At 61.6% G+C, this 16,671-nt stretch carries 13 protein-coding genes; all 13 read right to left on the bottom strand.

The window, feature by feature from the left end; translation table 11 throughout:
• Positions 1-5: 5 nt before the first annotated feature.
• The 13 genes from NUW13_10455 to NUW13_10395 all read right to left on the bottom strand — a co-directional run bounded on the left by NUW13_10455 (position 6) and on the right by NUW13_10395 (position 16,663).
• A complete protein-coding gene (locus NUW13_10455) occupies positions 6-2,060 on the bottom strand; it encodes a putative glycoside hydrolase (protein ID MCR4439446.1) in 2,055 nt (684 codons plus the stop codon).
• A gap of 115 nt (positions 2,061-2,175) precedes the next feature.
• A complete protein-coding gene (locus NUW13_10450) occupies positions 2,176-2,490 on the bottom strand; it encodes a hypothetical protein (GenBank protein MCR4439445.1) in 315 nt (104 codons plus the stop codon).
• A gap of 1,113 nt (positions 2,491-3,603) precedes the next feature.
• Entirely contained in the window at positions 3,604-5,205 is a 1,602-nt protein-coding gene (locus tag NUW13_10445; GenBank protein MCR4439444.1) for a glycosyltransferase family 39 protein, read from the bottom strand.
• Between the two features lie 260 nt (positions 5,206-5,465).
• Complete coding sequence (locus NUW13_10440) at positions 5,466-6,188, bottom strand: glycosyltransferase family 2 protein (GenBank protein ID MCR4439443.1); 723 nt, start codon at positions 6,186-6,188, stop codon at positions 5,466-5,468.
• The gene (locus tag NUW13_10435) at positions 6,185-7,147 is read right to left on the bottom strand and encodes an NAD-dependent epimerase/dehydratase family protein (GenBank protein MCR4439442.1); all 963 of its coding nucleotides are present in this window, start codon (positions 7,145-7,147) and stop codon (positions 6,185-6,187) included. The genes NUW13_10440 and NUW13_10435 overlap by 4 nt, the downstream gene beginning before the upstream one ends.
• A 6-nt stretch (positions 7,148-7,153) precedes the next feature.
• Positions 7,154-8,785, bottom strand: coding sequence for a glycosyltransferase family 39 protein (locus NUW13_10430; protein ID MCR4439441.1), 1,632 nt, complete (start codon positions 8,783-8,785; stop codon positions 7,154-7,156).
• Positions 8,786-8,796: 11 nt separating this feature from the next.
• Positions 8,797-9,909 carry a DUF362 domain-containing protein gene (locus tag NUW13_10425; protein MCR4439440.1) on the bottom strand — a complete coding sequence of 371 codons (1,113 nt, stop codon included), beginning with the start codon at positions 9,907-9,909 and terminating at the stop codon, positions 8,797-8,799.
• Between the two features lie 35 nt (positions 9,910-9,944).
• Positions 9,945-11,111: a hypothetical protein gene (locus tag NUW13_10420; protein MCR4439439.1), complete on the bottom strand. Its 1,167-nt coding sequence runs from the start codon at positions 11,109-11,111 to the stop codon at positions 9,945-9,947.
• Complete coding sequence (locus NUW13_10415) at positions 11,111-12,337, bottom strand: hypothetical protein (protein MCR4439438.1); 1,227 nt, start codon at positions 12,335-12,337, stop codon at positions 11,111-11,113. Before NUW13_10415 ends, NUW13_10420 begins: the two co-directional genes overlap by 1 nt.
• A gap of 1 nt (position 12,338) precedes the next feature.
• The gene (locus NUW13_10410) at positions 12,339-13,016 is read right to left on the bottom strand and encodes a GNAT family N-acetyltransferase (protein ID MCR4439437.1); all 678 of its coding nucleotides are present in this window, start codon (positions 13,014-13,016) and stop codon (positions 12,339-12,341) included.
• Positions 13,017-13,024: 8 nt separating this feature from the next.
• Positions 13,025-14,215 carry a glycosyltransferase gene (locus NUW13_10405; protein ID MCR4439436.1) on the bottom strand — a complete coding sequence of 397 codons (1,191 nt, stop codon included), beginning with the start codon at positions 14,213-14,215 and terminating at the stop codon, positions 13,025-13,027.
• Positions 14,216-14,234: 19 nt separating this feature from the next.
• Positions 14,235-15,470 carry a glycosyltransferase family 4 protein gene (locus tag NUW13_10400; protein MCR4439435.1) on the bottom strand — a complete coding sequence of 412 codons (1,236 nt, stop codon included), beginning with the start codon at positions 15,468-15,470 and terminating at the stop codon, positions 14,235-14,237.
• Positions 15,467-16,663 (bottom strand): glycosyltransferase family 4 protein, encoded by a 1,197-nt coding sequence (locus tag NUW13_10395; protein ID MCR4439434.1) that lies wholly within the window; start codon positions 16,661-16,663, stop codon positions 15,467-15,469. Before NUW13_10395 ends, NUW13_10400 begins: the two co-directional genes overlap by 4 nt.
• Positions 16,664-16,671: the final 8 nt, after the last annotated feature.

Genomic DNA, 16,671 nt, shown 5'->3' with positions numbered 1-16,671 from the left:
CGCCGTCATGGTTTTTCCACGCGCACACCCTTCGGTGGCGAAGGCGGCGTGGTATCCTGCTTTTCTGTGCCGCGGAACACGAAGCGCAAGGCGTCCGAGATTACGTAGCCGTTAGCGTTGTTGCTGATGCGCACGTAGCTCGTGGTGCCCTTGGGGAAGTAAAACAAACCGAGGCGATTCCACTGCCCGTAGTTGCCGGTCTGGTCAATAAAGCCGCGACGCTTGACCTCCCCGTTCACCACCACCTCATACGGCACATTGCTCGCCTCCTGATAGCTTGAGGGCGTATCGCCATGCCACCCGTGCCACTCGAAGACTTCGTAGTAGCCGGCCACGCCGATGGTCGGCGTATAGGTGGCAGTGGCTTCGCCCTGTCCCGGGGCAGCCACGAAGTAGCCGTACCCTTCGGGGGTCTGGTCGGCTGGCGCGGTCCACTGTGTGTAGTAGGGATTGTTGCCAGCGAAGCTGATCCAGCGCGTGTTCATCGGTACCCATCTTCCTTCATAAGCAGCAGGTGAACTGCCTGGACTGGTGTCGTTGTTGTTGTAGTTGCCGACGATGATGTCGCTGACCGCTACCGTGGGTTCTTTGAACAAGAGAATACCATCGCCGCGGTTGCGCTTGGGCTTGTCGGCAGTCCAGCCGTACAGCTGTACAGAGGCAAACAGAGAGCCATTGTTGAAATCTGGGTCCTGCCCTCCCCTGAACCGGTAGTAGGGGCCGGCGTAGCCGGAGGCGCTCCTCAGGTCCGCATCCGTCACCGTGATGGTCGTTCCGGTGGGGTTGCAGATGACCGCGCCTTTGTCAAAAAAGCGCACGTAGGCACCATTGGCCAAGCGTTGCGGCATGCCCGTGGGGTAGCCCAGGTCCGTATCGAACTCGTCGTACCAGTAGGAAATGTAGTAATAGTCGCCGAACGTACGGCCATAGTAGGAGTCTCCCAAGAGGGCGGTGGTCAGCCCATAGCGCATGTAGGTGAAGTCATTCTTGCCCGTTTCGGCATTGGCTTCTTTGACATAATCCTTGATGTAGTAGACCGAGGGCTTGAGGCCGTTGCTGAGCCACGCCTGCATGTTGGCAAAAAGCCCCCACGGGTCACCCCAACCGGCGGCAAAGCGCATAAAGCCTTCCCACACGATGCCGTTGGCGAGGGTAAACAATCCTGCCTCGCCGCCACCGCCGCCGCAGTTGACCAAGATGATGCTCGGCTTGCCCGGATGCACCTGCTGAAAGCGCTGCCGCTCATAGAGCAGGAGACTGGTCATGCCCACGCGCCACTTCTCGTTGATCCAGTTCAGGCCATGTTCTTCGAAATCGTTCCTGCCGTTGTTATCGAAATCGACATCATCAAAGTCTTCCGCCCAAAAGGTTTCGCGGAAAGCATCCCAGGCGGTGCCGTCGAAGTTGGTAAAGTCGGCGCGCTCAAAACGCTTGTCCACCAGATGCTGCCAAGCCGCCTTTCCATCGACGAGCGGGCAGTACTCCGTCAGGTTGGGCAGCATGCCAAAGCCCACGAAGCGCACCGGTGCCGTGACCTTGGTGCCCGCCGGATACGTGGTGCCAAGTTGGTCTGATGCCACGCCGGTGAATGCCGTGCTCGTCTTGCCGCGATAGTAGACTGGGCTGTCACCTACAAAAATGTAATACGGCGCATTGGGAAAGGTCGCAGTGCTCGCCACCGGGATCGACGTGGAGCCAGGGCCAACGCTTTCGGTGGTGACGGTGGAGTAGGAGTGCAGGGCATGGAACTCCACCGGGTCGCTTCCTGGCCACACCCCTTGGGTGCTCACCAGTCCCAGAATCACGATGTCAGGATTGTACTGGCGGAGAAGCGCCGCATACTCGGGGCCTCCCCGTCCCACATCGGCATAGACGATGGCCAGGTCGTACTGCGCCCAGATCATGGGCTTGGCCCCGATGGAGGTCTCGCCGAAGGTGATCCCCCCGGGGCCGCTTGCTACCACGCGCGGATAGGGGGGATTGTGCTTCTGGGCCTCTGCGGAAAGTGGCAACCCGCTCGCCGCAAGAAGCAGCGTAAGAAACAGACGTGACGTTCTCATGGCCTCACTATTCTCCTCTTGGTGTGCTCATGTGATCAGCGAGGAGCAACGCCACCTACCACTCGATGTGATCACCTTGGCACTCCCGCGCCATATCCACCGGCCGATCTCAGAGCTACGGCTTTCGGCAGATGGCGATCAGCGACAGTCCCAAGGGAACCGAGATGTGGCGTTCCACGCGTCGAAGCACGGGTACAAGGTTGTCAAAGACTTGCGCCTGGAATCTCGAAAGTCTCTTTCGCCTGAGCACCCGCCCATTCAAGAACCGGCCGACGGCTCCCAGGGCATTGTGGAAGTAGACCTTCTCAATCTCGAACCCTGCTTCCCTGGCTTTGGCTTCCAGCTCGGCCTTTTCATAGCGCCTGACGTGTGCGAAGGCCTCGTCGAGCGACCCGTAGAGCGCGCGACGAGCGGGCGCTACGACGATCAATCGGCCGCCTGGCCCGAGCAGGGCGTGAACCCACTGCCTGAACGTCCTGCGCGATGCCCTCCAGAACGTCGATGCAGATTGCGGCGTAAAAGCTTCCCAGTCCCAGCTCAAAGAAGCGCTCATCGGCGAAATCGTCATGCGACCCCGATGGACGGACTAACGCACAGCCTACGCTGGGGACACTCCAGATATGCTCCGTTGACTTCCCTCGCCGCCACGGGCCTCTGTAGGCGAGCAACAACACCGACTCTTTCCCTCTGCCTGCGCCCACCAAAACCTCTCGATCAAGAAACGGCTCGACGGCCGAGAGGGGCAAGGGCGTTTCGCGGCTTCATGCGCCTCCCGGTGCAGTGGGCATCTTGAGCCGGTGCTTGGCCTGCAAGTCGCGTGCCACCAGCCTGCAGACGAAGTGAGGCAAGCTGCTTCCGGGCAGTCTTCTTGACCTGGTGCTGCACTCCCCCGGCACAAGAGATGGACACCCGGCAGAGCCTCAACCCCTCACAGGTACGCCAGCATGGTCTCGCCCCACAGCGCAAATTCGTTGGCCAGCAATGTTCGAATCTTGAGCATATCAGGCCCGAAAGCCCGGTAAGACCTGATCGAGTCGGTGGCCGTTGCATCGGGCTGCGCATCTGTCAACAAGCTCAACAGCCTGTCACGAAGGAAATGACAAAACCAGAAAAGCCGATGCCCACTAAAGAGCCGAACCATCCCCTCGGGGGTCTTCGTAAGCAGATAAGGATACTCGTCGGCATCGAAACCGGCCTGGCGGATGACCAGGAAGGCACGGCTTGCTTTCTTAGAGGCCTCTGCGAATGAGGTAGCCTCTTCCCTGCGTACGCGAATTCGCCTTGGCAGCCTTTGGGGGACTTCTCTGCCCTGGCCTCCGGCCTGACACCAAGACCGAGGAAAAGCAAGCACGGGTGCTCCTTTCGGCATCGAGGTGGCCAATGAGCCTTTCACGCTCCGCTGGCTAGCAAGATGTGCCTGCGGCGCCACCCTCCCGAAACGTCGGTAAGCACCGCCCTCTGCCTTTCGTCGTGCCCTTCAGGACGGAGACAAACTCAATACATTGGCAAGGCCTGATGCCAGACACAATGTCGTCAGGGATACCTACTGCCTGTGGTGGCCCCGCTCCGCAGGAAGGCGGCGCATCTGGTACAGCGAGGCGTACGGGAAGCGGTGGATGAGGACTGGCTCGCCGAACTCCTCATTTGGCACCCGCCCATTGCGCAGGACATCCGCCAACGATTCCACGGGACCGCTGGTGGGATGGTTGAGCACCACCCACAACCTTTCCGTTTGGTGCATAGGCCTGAACATGGGGCCTTCGTCTACACCCAATCGTGAGAAGTGGTAACGCAGCGGCATGCTCGCCGGTGCAGGAGACAGCAGTTTGTCCCCGGGCGCCAGCTGTTCAGCGAGAAAAGCTGCCATCTCCTTGCCATCATGGAAATGGGCATAGTCGTTGGCGTGCCGCGTTCGCGCTCCCAGGACCGTCAAAGAGTTGGCAACCAACAAGAGGCTGGCAACTGCCGCCACCGCAGTTGGGGCATGCCTTCGTGCCACTGCCTCCAGGCCCCACGACAGTCCTGCGGCGCCACAAGCTGAGTAAAGGGGCCACAGGAAAAGCCATACCCGCGGGAAGGGGACCACGCGATGGAGCAGCAGCACGGGTACGAGGAACATTGGCACCCCTCCAACGAGCAGCCTGCGTGCGCGAGCCGACTCCCCCGGCTCGAACATGGACACAAGGAAACCAACCAGCAGCACCCCCTGCACCACCAACGGCACATCTCGGTGCCAGAGCTGCCACACGCCGGGCAAAGTCGCCCACAGCTCCTTTGCAAACCGAGCCAAGGGCAGGCGCTGGTAAACAGGGTTGGAGGTCATCTCTCGCAGGCCGTTCACCAATAGGGGCGGCGCGTAGAGGAGCAAAGTGAGGGCCGCCATGACCATCGCACTCCACCCCATCCGGACTGCCATTAGTCCTCTGGCTCCAGAACCGCACCCTGCGATCACGCACAAAACGAGGTAGGTGTAGATTATGCCCACCCCGTAGAGCATTGTAGGTACCGTGAACATGCTCAACGCCCCGGCCACGGCAAACAGGAGCCACGCGGCGCGGTTGTCGTGCCGTCGAGCGTACTCGGCAAGCCATAGTTGCCCAAGGAAGAGCAGAGCCCCCAAGATGTACCCCCGCCCGCGGGTGGAATAGTAGACCAGGCAACCTGAGCCGGCCGCCACCGCCGCACCAATGAGCGCGGCTCCAGGCCCGCGCACACGTCGTGCCACAAAGTAGAGCAACCCTATCAGGCAGATCCCCGCCAGCAAGGCGGGCAGCCGAATTGCCCACGGACCCTTGCCGAAGATCCCCACCGAAACGTGCGCAAGGATAGTATTGAGCAAGTGGTTACCAGGGTGGCGATAGTTGGCCAGGGCGAAACGGAGCGGCTTGTCAATGTGGAGCACAAAGGTGGCGCTTTCATCGTAGGACATCGGCTCAAACAGAAAGGAGATGCGAATGGCCGCGCCGATTAGAAGAAAGGCTACCAATGTCCAGATGAACAACCTTTCTCTGCACGCCGAGTGCAGCGCGGTTCCAACTGCACTCAGCAGTGTTCTGCTGTCGCGCCACAGGGCGTAGAGGCCTCGGGCGATCAGGCCTCGGCAGGCCAGGCCGAGCATGAGCATGGCCAAGCCCAATCCGCGCATGCTCCACGCGAGCAACTGGTGGACGTATGGCGTATAGAAATCCGCTCGGCCATGCCTTGCCCAGTGGTCCACAATGCCTTTTGCGACCACAAAGTTGCATAATGATGCACCGACAAGAAGGACGCCACATGCAGCCACGACCCAGGGCACCACTCTTAGTCGAGGCGGGTATCCGCTTTCTCTGCCTCTCACTTTGACCTCAATGTCAGCTAAAGGACGAGCAACACGTCTTCAGTCAAACTGGCGACTTGCACAAGGTATCAGCGGCGCCATCCCGCGCCCAACAAGAGAAGCGGCCTGGCTATGCTCCACCAATCCACCACCCCGCGCATCTTGGTAAACGAGCCGTTGCGCAAGGAAGGATAGACGATCGTTACGGATACCTCCTTGACCCTGTATCCGAGGCGCAGTGCCATAAAGTACAAGTAGGGCTCAAGTTCGTAGTGGTCCAACCACTGTTGGTGCAGGTTGAGCCGCCTGTCCCTGAGCACATCTGCGCGCAAGGCGCGGAACCCACACGAGCCGTCCGTCACGCGCCTGCGCGCCATCAGGGAAAAGAGTAGCGAATAGGCTCGCGTTCCGGCCTGGCGATGGGCAGGGTGGTTGAGCCTCCTGCCGCCGGGGAGATAGCGTGAGCCTTGTACAAAGTCGTAGGCACCAGCGAAGAGCGGCGCAAGCAGCAGGGGAAGCTGCCGAGCAGGGGTTTTGCCACCGCCGGACATTACCGCCACGAAATGGAAACCCTGTTGTAACGCATAGTCGAATCCCGTGCGAATGGCCGCCCCCACCCCACGATTGCCGGCATGCCGGATTACCGTAGCCCCTGCCGCTGCCGCTTCGTCTGCGCTCCCATCCTGTGAGCCATCGTCGACCACCACCACCTCGTCCACCCACTGGTGGGGCACCTCCTTGACTGCGCGGCCCACGCGCCCTTCTTCGTTCCAAACAGGCGCGATGACAATGACCCGGCCTGGTTTGCTCACGGCATCCCCCCGTGCTCACTACCCTCCAGCCACTCCCTGGTGCGCCGCAACCCCTCCTCGAGGGTGGTCTCTGGCACCCAGCGTAGCTCCCGGCGAATGCGCTCGATGTTCATCACCCGCCGCCTTATGTTGTCGATGTCCCGGCGGTCGATATGCTCGACGCGTAGAGGCTTGCCAAAGACCTTTGCCACGCACTCCGCCAGGTAGTTGATTGTCACTTCCCGACCAGTGCCGACGTTGTACACACGCCCCTCGGCCTTTGTGGACACGGCGGCCAAGAGCGTGGCCTGAACCGCGTCCTCAACATAAGTAAAGTCTCGGGTCTGCTCACCGTCACCGTGGATGAGCAACGGACGGTCCTGCATGGCCGCATCAAAGAACTTGGCCACGACACCGCAGTAGGGGTTGTCCGGGCTCTGCCGCGGGCCGTAGATGTTCGAGTACCGCACCACACATGTGGACAGGCCGAACGACTCGTAGAAGGCAGTGCAGTAGTTTTCGCCCGCGAACTTGCTCACCGCATACGGCGAGAGCGTCGCATACTGGTCATCCTCGTTGATGGGCAAGTAACGGGCATTGCCGTAGATGGAAGAAGTGGAAGTGTACACCACGCGACGGACACCCAATTTGCGCGCAGCAAGCAGCACGTTCAGGGTCCCGCCAATATTGGTCTGAAAATCTTCCCGGGGATTGCGCGTAGAGACGGTGATATTGCGCGCCGCCGCATGGATAACAATCTCACACCCAGCCATTGCCTCTTCCACCACCCCGGCGTCAGTGACGCTGCCAAGAATGAAACGTAGGCGCCGCTCCTCCGGAAGATTCTCTCGCTTGCCCGTGAACAGGTCGTCAAGGACTGTCACCTCGGCGCCGTATTCCAGCAACCGTGCCACGATGCTCGACCCCACAAAGCCGGCGCCCCCGGTGACCAAGACATGGACCCCTTGCAACTGTTTCATCTCCCGTCACCTTTCCCGTGCCTGAACGGCTTCTTCTGTCGGCCGAAGCTCCCCATTCGGCCCAAACAGTACCACACGGCACTTGCCTCCTTCATACTCACGCAGCAATGGGCGTTGAGCACGAAGGCGTGCCTCCAAGGCCGTCATCTCCACCGAAGGCCACTTGTGCCCGAAGAGCAGCCACAGCCGTCCTGGCACCGCCTCCAGCTTGCGAAACAAGGGCTCGTAATCCTCGAGTTTGTTATGCTGCTCGCCATAGATGACGTGAACCTTGCCGCCCTTGCCGGGAATAGGGTACTCATGGGCATAACCAGGTTGGTGGTCGGTGAAGTAGTAGTAGAACCCGACAATTGCCGCCCAGTGCAAAAAGACCGTATCGCCATCTTCGGCGTTCTGGGCCAAATACTGCACCGCTAAATCGATTCGTCGCCCGCCACCAAGGCGCATCTTGCTCACGTCCACCGCGTTGCGGTAGACCATCCCCGCAACCCACACGCCCAGCACCACCATCACCACAGCTGCCAGCAGGCGACCTCGCTGCCGCAACCAATCCACTGCCTCAGAGAAACCGCCAATCATCATCCGCATCCAGGACGGCAACAGGAACAGCAGCAGACGATTGGCGGTGAAGGGATAGAATCCCGCCACTGCTGCACCCACACAGAAGAGCCAGGGCAAAACGAGCAAGCCGAGCTCATACCATTGCCGCCTGCGCACCCGTGAAATCAACCAGATAGCGAGCAGGGCGTTGGCCACGACGGCAAAGGGTGCAGAATGGCGAAAGAAGAACCAGGGCAACTTCAATGTTTGGAAGCCAATGCGCGCGAAGAAATGGGCAACGTAGCCGATGTCCCCGATGCGGCTATGGTCAAGCATCTGGATACCGAAGGACTTCATGAACACGTCGTTACTCACGGCTTGTTCGATAGCCAGGCTGCGCAGCCCTGCGAAGGACACCACCGTCAGGAGCCCGGTCAGCAGCAGCGGCACAAAATGAGGACGCAGTGCGCCCTGGTTGCGCCGCGCCAGGAGCCACACCCGAACGCAGAGGAGCAAGAAGATGCTCGCCGTGACGTAGACCGCGCCGTAGCCTATCCAGAAGCTCACCGCAGCCAAAAGTCCGAACAACGCCCAATCCCGTGTCTGGTTTCCCTCCAATAGCCGCTTTCCCGCAATGAGCAAGAGCGAGCAAAAGAGAACGTCGGCGGTGTAATGTTTGATGGCCTTTGCCCAAGTGAGCATCTGGTCCGAAGCGAGGCCCACCAGCACGGGCGCTATGAGGGCCCACCGCCGTCCGGAGTACTCGCGGTACAAGAAGTAGCTGACCAGCGTCGCGGCGCTCGCAAATAGGAGCGGCAAGAGCCGGAAGGCAAAATGGCTGGCGCCTAACACAACCACTGCCGCCCGGGTGAGCAGCGCAAAAAGCGGCGGGAAGTGCATAGGCCAGTTCCGGTAGAACTCCAGGGTGGCCTCTGCCGGCCATGGGTAGCGCAAGATGCTCCAATCGCTGCTGATGAGTGCGCGCGCAGGGTGGAGCTCATCACTGCCCAGCACGATCTTGTCGAGGCCGTATGCTTGCAGGCCCGCCGCCAGACCGACAATCAGCAAGAGGAATGGCCAATCGGAGCGTTGCCGCATCCCTCACCTCCTCACTCCCGTACAGACTGCAAGTCTTGGGCATAGCTGTCGAACAGGCGGCCCCAAGGTGTCTGCTGCCGCCAGCGGTCGAAGGTTGTCCTTCCCTTGACCGGCCACCAGAACAGGTCGTGATACGCTGCTGAAGCAAAGACGAACAGGTACACAAGCGGCGTTCTGAAGAGGAGCTTTTGCAGCCTCTTGCCACCGCCGAACCAGAACAGATCGCCGGCTCTACTCGCCAAATTGTCACCAACCTTGCAACCGAGGCAAAAGCCCTCGACGTCGTCGCCCACCAGCTCGATCTCCTCTGGGCGTCCCACTCCCAAACCCGCCTCATGGGCCAACCTGATGTACCCGACCTGCATGGGCGCAAAGCCGAGAATTTTGGCGGCTACCGCGTCCACAGCCACCTGGTCGCCGCTGGCAAGGATGAGGTCAGCCTGCACCGGGCGCATGGTGCGCGGCCCAGGACCGTCGCCCGCCGTAGTGCCATCCATCGCGGCAAAGATCCCGGGGTGTATCTCGCGCTGTATCGCCAACAGGTCCACCAGCGTCTCGTGAATGACGCTGTGCGTGTAGTGGCGCCTGGTGTTGAGCAGGCCACCGAATGCGTTCTTCATGGCGCCAGTCGTCGTTGTGTAGATGTGGCACTTCAGGGTGGGCAGGTGAACGATGTTTTTGCCGAAGAAAAAGTCCGGTAGCCTGATCCCCTCGGGAAAGACTTTGTCCAGCACCAACATCTTGCTCTTAGGCCGGTACGGCACCCAGGCCATGTCCTGTGGCAAGAAGTTGTATCGTTCCGCCACCTGATGACGCTCATACACGGGGGCCAGACGGTTGAGCTTTGCCCCCTTGCGTGGGTTGGTGACCACCGTGTTGTTGTGCACTGCCACCAGGTCGCGATAGCCAGCCTCCCGCAACGTGCGCACCACGCCCTCCAGCTGCCACGGCGTGGTGTTCGCCGAGGGGAATGGATAGTGCCAGGAAATGTTGTCCTTGAGGATGGTGGTGACTCCCGGCGCCAGGTGCTGCCGGAACCCTGCAAGCTCCATGGCGCGCGCGATGTCTTCCTGCACCCGCTCCGGGCTTGTCCTGACCACCGCGACGGTCGCCCGCCTGGCCATGCGCTTCCTCCTCACTTGCCCGCGACAGGCTGTCCTCAGTAGCCATCTACGGCAGCCATCCACCCCTCGGCTGTCTTGATGGGGCACAGGTGGTGCATGCCGCGGCGATTCCAGGGGGCGAAGCCCTTCAGAACTGGCTTTTTCCCCACCTTTCTCTCTTCGTAGTCGGTCGGCGACAGTTTGGTGATCTCGATCGCCCAAACTTGACGTCCGTAATACTTGGCATCATCCTGGGCGAAACGGTACAATCGGCCGTCAATGTGCACCACCGCGCCCCCCGGTCTGGCAATCTCCGGATTGCCGTTCACCACCGGACTGCGCGGGTGCTCGGTCCACGGCCCCAGGGGCGTATCCGCGTAATACAGCCTGAGCACGCGGTTGCCCATCGTCTCGCTGAACAGCCACCAGCGGCCCTCGTGCTCGAAGATGGTGTTGTCTTTGAACAGCTTGTCGTCCTGGTCGATTAGCTTCTTGATGAACTCCCAGCGGTAGGGGAAGTGCACCGCACGATAGAGCCTGACCGACCTGGTGGTCGCCGCTTCGGGGATCATGTAATAGTCCCCTTTCCACTTGAACACGCAGGGGTAAGAAAGGTGAAATGGCTCGTCCAGCACGACGCCCTTGTACTGCCAACCTCTGCCATCACCGCTTGTGGCGACCGCAATCACCCCCTGGCCGGTCACCGCCTCCAGCGCTTCGTAGAAGATGTAGAAGGAATCCTTCTCGCTCACCAGGAAAGGATCCGCCACGCAGCGTATCTCCAGCTCGGGCATGCTGTAGCGGGTGAGCACTGGATTGTCCAGTCCCTCGCCGCTGAATTGCAGAGGCGCGCCGTCGCGCGAGCGATAGATGCCGATGGCGAACTCCTTGTTTTGGTAGGATTCATCCACGCTGCCGTTGTGGAACCAGATGATGCCCGCGGCAATGCCGGCCAAGGCGGCAAGCCCAGCGAGCACCACCGCGTCAAACAGGGGCATGCGCGCGGCGAGCAGGCCGCGACGGTGGAGTCGCAGTCGCTGGCCAATGGCAAGGAGCAGTCCCAAGGCCGCTCCTGCGGCGCCAAAGCCGATCATCAGCCTGTCGTTGGGCCCGTAGTAGCGAGGCTGCCCTTCCCAGATGTCGTGCAACAAGCCGTAGCTCAGGAAGACGCCGCCTATGGCCACCATCCCCACAGAAGTCACTATTCTCCAGTTGATGCGCATTATTCTCCCTCGCTCCTGCGAAGGTGGACAAACCAACCACTCAGCGCCCGCCATGTCTTTCTTGCGACTTCGCACACCAGCGCCGCCGTCGGTGCCAAGTCGTCGCCCGCAAAGACTGCAAACCTCTTCCTCCCCCGCAACAGTCGCCCCCATTCGCGGAAAGCGATGCGTCCCCGCCGCACCTGCCGCAGCCAGAGCCGTGCCACGCCCTCCTCGTGGACCCACCTCGCTTCGCCGGCGCTTACCCCGGGCGGCCGGGGAGAAATCCTAATCCCGACCATGTCGGCGTAGGCTACCCAGGGCAAGCTCACTCCATACAACTCGCTTACCCCGGACTGGAGGTCGATGCGCCCCACCGTGGGCTCGATCATCACTAAGCGTCCGTCTCGCGTATCGCGACGGTACTCCATCGACCCCAGGCCCCGGAACCCCACCTCGTTCATGAAGCGCAGGGTCAGTTCTTCGAGCTCCCCGGCCTGATGGCCTGTGGCGATCGCCGTGCAGCCGCGCTCCGGAGGCCACTGGCGCAACTTCCGACCGGTGAAGGTAGCCAGCGGCCGGCCTTGGCTATCGATGCACAGGAGACAGAAAAGCACCTCCTCGTCGCTGCCCGGGATCCACTCTTGCACGACCGCCTGCGAGGCCAGCGCGTGGAACTCAGCATAGGCTGCGCACAGGGCCTCTGGCGAGTGCACCATATAGTTCTTCGGCATGCGCCGCGCTTCCCACGCCACACCCCGCACCGCAGGCTTGACGATACAAGGGTAACGGATTACCCGTGCCGCCTGCTGCGCTTCCTCCAGGCTTCTCACCACCAACGTCTGCGGCACCGGATACCCGTGGCGCGTGGCGAAATCGGCAAAGCGGTCCTTGTGCATCAGCGTCGCCACCACCTCGGCGTCGGGCAGATTGAAGAAGTAGTGGCGCTCCAAAGCATCGCGGTGCTCGGACACCGAGAGGACCTGTGGGTCTCCGCAGGGGAAAAGGGCCGCCTTCGTGCCCAAGCTCTCGCCTATCGCCTGCAGGGTCGCCGCCAGCGCTTCCCCTTCGATCGCGGAACGCACCACTCTGCGGCAGTACCGGGAATGCGCCCCTGGGCGATGCGCATCCTCGTCAACGCCGATGACGTACACGCCCCGCCTGCCCAAGGCACGCACCACTTCTAGACCGGTCTCGTGCAGCGGCACCACCACCGCAGGAGACAGGCTGCCCTGGCGGCACGACACGTCAGCCCCCCGCCACCGGCGCGAGCCGCGCCCGATCGAACACCAGATAGCGCGTCACGTGAAGCGTGCTCACGTGCGTGGCCACCTTGTGGTGCAGTTTGATCGAGGCGGCGTTCTTGGTGCCCACGCAGCTCCACAGCCGCTCGTGGCCGTGCTCCCGTAACCAGTCCCCAAGAAATGAGTAGGTCGCCAGCATCAGCCCTTTGCCGCGGTGCTCAGGGTGGGTGAAGACATTGTAGCCATAGGCATCGATGCCTGGACGAAGGGGCAGGAACTTGAGCGGCTCCTCCTGGTTAAACGCACAGCGGCCGAACCTGCTCACCCAATGAAAATGAGCAATGTCATCCCGGTGCTCGGCGACAAAGCAGAGCTCCTCCGCAGCAAAACGCGCCTCAAGCAGTTGCCGCACCAGTTGTTCGTTGTAAAAGAGCGGATAGTTCTCGGCGTAGGAGGCCAACCAGAAGGCCACCAGCCGGTCGACTTCTGCTTTGTCGGGTGGCAACAGGCGAAGGGTATAGCCCTCCGGACAAGCATATGTCGGCCGAGCAGTGCCCAGGTCGGTGACAAAGACCAAAAAGGTATTCCTGCGCACCAGCCGCTTTCCGACGTGGTGCGCCACTGCGGGCACGCCGCCGACCTGGAACTCATGCACCACCTTGTTGAGCCGCAGCTTCCACATGGCTCGCCTCAGGCCCCGCACAGGTGCGAATGCGCCGCCGGAGCCAACGCGCTACGGGTTCTCGCGCCTATGGGCACTTGCTCCGACCTGCCGTCGATCAGAGCGTCGTACAGCCGCTCGAAGGCCGCCACCTGATGCTCCACCGTAAAGTGCTCTTCCACCCGCCTCCGTCCGGCCTGGCCGGACCTGGCCATCAGCTCGCGGTCGGCCAGCATGTTGAGCAGGGCGGATGCTAAGCTCTGGGCGTCGGCCGGCGCGGCCAACAGGCCCGTCTGTCCGTGGACGACCAGCTCCACCGTCCCCTCCACCGCGGTAGCCACCACCGGCTTGGCACACGCCATCGCTTCCAAAATGACGTTGGGAAACCCTTCCCACAGTGAGGGGAGCACGAACACGTCAAACTCGTTGAGCAGCTCGTGGACGTCCTCCCGCAGGCCGAGGAAGTGTACGTGACGCTCCAGGCCCAACTGGGCCACGCGCTCCCGCACTCTAGGCTCTTCGCGGCCCACGCCCACCAGCACAAAGTGGGCCTCGGGGTACTCGGCGACCACTTGCTGCACTGCCTCTACAAGGTACAGGTGTCCCTTCTGTTTGCGGAAATGAGCAACTGTGCCGAATATGGTGGCGCCAGGCGCCCCGATCTCGCGCGCCAAGCTTCCCGTTTTCGGACGGGGCGCATAGTTCCTGAGGTCCACGCCGTAGTGAATGGTGGTTATCGCCCGAGGGTTCTGGTGCCGCTTGTCCACGACGAACTTTTGGATTGAGTCGGACACGGTAACCACCATATCGAACCGGTTGCGCAACGCCCAGTACATGAGCTCCCGACGCAAATTGAGAGGGTGGGTAATCACCTCCCAGGAGACCAGCGCCTTGGGGCGCGCAAGACAGCTGGCCATCGCCCCGATGATGTCTGCAAAGAACAGCGTGGTCTGGACCAAGTCCGGGCGAAAGGTGCGCACCAACCGCGCCACGGCAAAGGGCAGCGTGAGGTCGTACCGGCAGCGCCTGGGGAAGATATATAGCAGATGGCCGAGGCTGCGGAACTCCTGCTCCATGAGGCCCGACTTGCCCACGGCACAAATGGCAATCTCATAGCGCTCCCTGTCCAGCCGGCTGAGCAGCTCCCAGAGTTTCCGCTCGCCTCCTGCCCGCCCTAAACCGTGCACCACGTGGAGCAGGCGTTTCTTTTGCTTGGTCACGCTCCTCGCTCCCTCATCCTCACGCCCCGCCCACCTGGCGGTACACGACCATGAGGCGGCGGAGGTGCTCCTCCGGCGCGAACCAGCGCTCCGCCTTGGCGCGCGCCTTGCGGCCCATCGCCTCTAACTTCGACCGCTCGGCCAACAGCGCCCGGATCGCTCTGACCATGTCGCCCCGATTGTTGGGCTCGAAGAGCACCCCGTCCTGGCCCGGTTCGATGAGTTCCGGTATGCCGCCGATGTGCGCGCCCACCACCGGTTTGCCCAAGGCAAAGGACTCGTAAACGGCCAGCGGTGAGTTGTCGTAGACTATGGAAGGTACCACGGTGAACATACTGCCGCGCATCACCGCCCGGAGTTGTTCGCTTGCCAAGTGACCAAGGAAGCGTACGTTGCGCAGGCCGCGGGCCGCGACGAAACGCTTGAGCGGCTCCTCCAACCTGCCCGTGCCACACACGTACAGCTCCGCCTCGGGGATATCCTCCATGGCCTCCACCAGGAGCTCGACACCTTTTTCCCTGGAAAGTCGCCCAACATAGGTGAAGTAGCTGCCCGCCTGGTAGGATGGGACGTATTCGTCAATCGGGATGGTGTATGGCAACCAGATCACCTTGTCCGGTGGAAAGCCGTATTGAATCATCTTGTCCCGCAAGAAGCGGCTCGGCGAGAGGTAAAGGTCTACCGTCCGCCGATAGGTACGAAGGAAGCGATGCACATAGGCCTCGACGCTCACCAGAACACTGGCCGCCAGCGAGCCCTTCAGGCAACGCTCTTTGATGGGGTGCCAGAACTCTTTACCCTGGCACAGCTCGCAGATCTCGCCCCGTCTGTTCAGGAACAGGTAGCTCGGACAGAGGATCTTGTACTCGTGCAAGGTGAACACCACTGGAATGCCGCGGCGCTTCAGGGCAAGAAGGACCGACGGCGAGAGGTGGTGGTAGACGCCATGCACGTGCGCAATATCCGGAGAAGTGTCGTCAATGAGCCTCTCGATGTTGCGCCGTGCCTCGAGGCTGTAGATGACTCTGCCAACGCTCCGCAGCCCTTGGCGGAGCGTCATGCGGCCCAAAATACGGTCAGGGTCGAAATGACTTATGAAGTAGCGCGCATAGGGCGTAGGGGCGTTGCGCGGGTGATGCATGGCAAAGGGGATCACCTCGATGCCATGCCGGCTCAGGAGGCCAGAGATGTTGAACAGGTAGCGCTCTGCGCCCCCCTCGATGAAGTAGAACTTGTGCACCATGAGCACTCTCATCGGCCGCGCGCTCCTTCCGCTATCTGTGCGCAGACTTTTGCCCAAGCCTGAGCCTTATGCATCCAGGTGTGCTGCTCCAGGATGGCCTGCCTGGCAGCCTGCCCCATGCGCCTGCGGAGCAGGGGATTGCCCACCAGGAGCGCGATCTTCTGCACCAGGCAGTCGAGCTCGTCGGGCGGGCAGAGAAAACCAGTCACCCCATCCTGGATGACCTCGGCAATCTGCCCGATGGCCGTGCTCACCACCGGCTTGCCAGCGGCCATGTACTCGTAGATTTTGACCGGCGAGTAGTAGAAGAAGGGGAGCTGTGGATAAGGCGCCACCACCACATCCATGGCCGCCAAGTATTCGGGCATCTCCTGGTAGTCCACGTAGCCGGCGAAAATCACTGACCCGGCAAGGCCGTGCTCGGCCACATATCGCTCCAGCCAGCCCTTCCACCTGCCGCCGGTTCCTACCAACAGGAATTTCACCGCCGGCGCTCTCGCCTGGAGCCTGCTCATCAGTTCGGCGAGGTTCTCGATCCCGTGCCAGGTGCTGAACGAACCGATGAACCCCACCACCGACTCGCCAGTCAGGGCGTAGCGCTGTCGCACGCGAGCTCCAGACACCTGTGGTGAGAAGCTTTGCGGATCGGCCCCGTTGCTCACGACATGCAAGCGCGCTGGGGACACACCACTGCGTGCAAAATAGGAACGCAGCTGCTCGGAGACGACAATCACCGCGTCGGCCTGGCGCACGTTCAGCCACTCGATGAAGCGACTCAGCAACCGATACTGGATGTAGTCCTTCTGAAACTGGGCGGCTTCGTACACGCCGGGACAGTCACCCTCTACGACGAACGGTAGTCCCTTCAGCCTGGCCAGCACAAGGTCGCAAAACAGTCCCCGCTCCAGGCGGCTCACGATGAGGTCCGGGCGGAAACGTTGCGCATGCCGCAGCGCCCGGAGCAGGTAAGGGACGTTCAGTAGGAGCTGCTTCACGTCGGCCAGGTAGCGGCGCAGCCACTTTTTGAGCCTTGCCTTGGTGGTGAGCGGCCCGCCGCCCGGCATTGACGGTTGCTTCTTCATCCAGCACATGAGCACGCGGTGCCCCATGGCATCCATTGCCCGGAAGAGCTCCATCGGCTTGACCGCCGAGCCCAAGGAGCAGCCTTTCAAGTCGTACAGGTAGTTCAAGTAGAGGATGCGCATGTCTACCT

This window comes from candidate division KSB1 bacterium (assembly GCA_024655945.1).
Lineage (GTDB): Bacteria > Zhuqueibacterota > Zhuqueibacteria > JANLFK01 > Oleimicrobiaceae > Oleimicrobium.
This window is presented reverse-complemented; position numbering and strand designations above follow the sequence as displayed.

Coding starts and splice junctions, on each gene's coding strand:
- NUW13_10455 (MCR4439446.1), bottom strand. CDS start 2,060: ATGAGAACGTCACGTCTGTTTCTTACGCTGCTTCTTGCGGCGAGCGGG.
- NUW13_10445 (MCR4439444.1), bottom strand. CDS start 5,205: ATGCGCGGATTGGGCTTGGCCATGCTCATGCTCGGCCTGGCCTGCCGA.
- NUW13_10395 (MCR4439434.1), bottom strand. CDS start 16,663: ATGCGCATCCTCTACTTGAACTACCTGTACGACTTGAAAGGCTGCTCC.
- NUW13_10400 (MCR4439435.1), bottom strand. CDS start 15,470: ATGAGAGTGCTCATGGTGCACAAGTTCTACTTCATCGAGGGGGGCGCA.
- NUW13_10435 (MCR4439442.1), bottom strand. CDS start 7,147: ATGAAACAGTTGCAAGGGGTCCATGTCTTGGTCACCGGGGGCGCCGGC.
- NUW13_10425 (MCR4439440.1), bottom strand. CDS start 9,909: ATGGCCAGGCGGGCGACCGTCGCGGTGGTCAGGACAAGCCCGGAGCGG.
- NUW13_10420 (MCR4439439.1), bottom strand. CDS start 11,111: ATGCGCATCAACTGGAGAATAGTGACTTCTGTGGGGATGGTGGCCATA.
- NUW13_10430 (MCR4439441.1), bottom strand. CDS start 8,785: ATGCGGCAACGCTCCGATTGGCCATTCCTCTTGCTGATTGTCGGTCTG.
- NUW13_10410 (MCR4439437.1), bottom strand. CDS start 13,016: ATGTGGAAGCTGCGGCTCAACAAGGTGGTGCATGAGTTCCAGGTCGGC.